This is a genomic window from Tissierella creatinophila DSM 6911, assembly GCF_001940565.1.
In the GTDB taxonomy this organism is placed as follows: Bacteria; Bacillota; Clostridia; order Tissierellales; family Tissierellaceae; genus Tissierella_A; species Tissierella_A creatinophila.
This window is the reverse complement of sequence record NZ_LTDM01000050.1, coordinates 1-1852: the sequence shown is the minus strand read 5'-3', so window position 1 is coordinate 1852 and position 1852 is coordinate 1. Positions and strand designations below refer to the sequence as shown.

Sequence of the window (1852 nt, the reverse complement as noted above, 5' to 3'; positions counted from 1 at the left end):
CCCTATGTGATAGGATAGTTGTCGTAAAGAAAATTTAGTATATAATAGATATACGACAATAACCTAAGGAGAATGATTATGTCCACAACTAGAAAGAAAACAAGTTATACTAGAGAGTTCAAAAATTCAGTACTTAAAAGACTCGAAGAACCTACAAATGACACAATTACAAGTCTATCTGAAGAATTCGGAGTCCCTAGAACTACAATATATCAATGGATTAAGAAAGCTGAAACTGATAAAAACAAAACCCCAATTAATCATAAGACCACTAGCAAGTGGAGTTCTGAAGATAAATTCCATGTAGTATTAGAAACTGCATCTCTTAATGAAACAGAATTAGGTGAATACTGTAGAAGAAAGGGCATCTATGTTGATGAAGTAAAGACTTGGAGAGACCAATGTCTTAAAGCTAATCAAGCTATTATAGAAGACCCAAAGGAGCTTAAGGAATCTCTAAAAGCTGAAAAAGAACTAAATAAAAAGCTAGGGAAAGAACTTAGAATTAAAGAAAAAGCATTAGCAGAAACAGCTGCATTACTAGTTCTAAGAAAAAAAGCAAACGCGATTTGGGGGGACCCCGAGGAAGAATGATCAGTGACTCAGATCGCGTGACAGCAATAGAGCTGATCAACGAAGCAAGGGCTAGTGGCTCAAGGTTAAAACCAGCCTGTGATGAACTAAACATCAGCGTCCGCACCTATGAAAGATGGATCAAAGAAGGCGAAGTAAAGAGAGATCAAAGACCCCTAGTAAAAAGACCCACTCCTAAAAACAAACTAACTAAAGAGGAACGTGATGAAATAATTAAAACAGTAAATAGTCCTGAATATGCAGACTTAGCACCATCACAGATAGTTCCAAAATTAGCCGATGAAGGCAGATATATAGCCTCAGAATCAACAATTTACAAGATTCTAAAAGAAGAAAAGATGAACGCTCACAGAGGTAGATCAAGTATACCAGTAAAAAGAGAACCACCAACCCATATAGCTACATCTCCAAATCAAGTATGGACTTGGGATATAACCTGGTTAAATGCAGTTATCAAGGGACAATACTACAAACTTTATTTAATCATAGACATGTTCAGTAGATTAATTGTAGGCCATGAAGTATGGGAAGATGAAAAAGCAGAACATGCAGAACACCTGATTAGGAAGGCTACCTTAGCTCAAGGCACAGCAGGTAGGCCATTAGTACTGCATTCAGACAATGGTAGTCCCATGAAAGCAGCAACATTCCAAGCAACACTAGAAAAATTAGGAGTACAGAGCTCCTTCTCAAGACCAAGAGTAAGTAATGATAATCCTTACTCAGAAGCACTATTTAAAACAATGAAGTATAGACCAAAGTACCCATTTAATGGGTTTAAGAGCCTAGAAGATGCAAGAAAATGGGTAGATAAATTTGTGAATTGGTATAACAAAACCCATTTGCATAGCGGTATCAAGTTTTTAACTCCGTTCCAAAGGCATTATGGCTTAGATCAAGAAATAATGAAAAAACGCAATGAAACCTATGCAATAGCTAGAGCTAAGCATCCAGAAAGATGGTCTAAAAATACTAGAAACTGGTCATTACCTGAATATGTATCACTCAATCCAATAAGTGAGGAGGAAGCCAATAATATTTTACAAGAAACCAACTAATCTAATCACAGCAGATTTGGCGAAGCGAACCATTGATATGGAGAAGCCTATATGGTAGCCTCCTGAAGAAGGCAGTACCTTTATTAGTCATGCCTTCAGGTACTAAAACCATATAGGCAGAGGCTCCATATCAATGGCAAATCGGAAACAACGGAATATATTTTTTATACTAAATGCGACAACTTGCTTGACAAACTCCG

Annotated in this window: 2 protein-coding genes; both read left to right on the top strand. The window is 36.9% G+C overall.

Annotated features, from left to right (window positions below):
- The first annotated feature begins 78 nt into the window (after positions 1–78).
- Positions 79–594, top strand: coding sequence for a transposase (locus TICRE_RS10035; RefSeq protein WP_084191926.1), 516 nt, complete (start codon positions 79–81; stop codon positions 592–594).
- A 17-nt stretch (positions 595–611) separates the two neighbouring features.
- Positions 612–1652 carry an IS3 family transposase gene (locus TICRE_RS10030; protein WP_158016523.1) on the top strand — a complete coding sequence of 347 codons (1041 nt, stop codon included), beginning with the start codon at positions 612–614 and terminating at the stop codon, positions 1650–1652.
- The last annotated feature ends 200 nt before the right edge of the window (positions 1653–1852 follow it).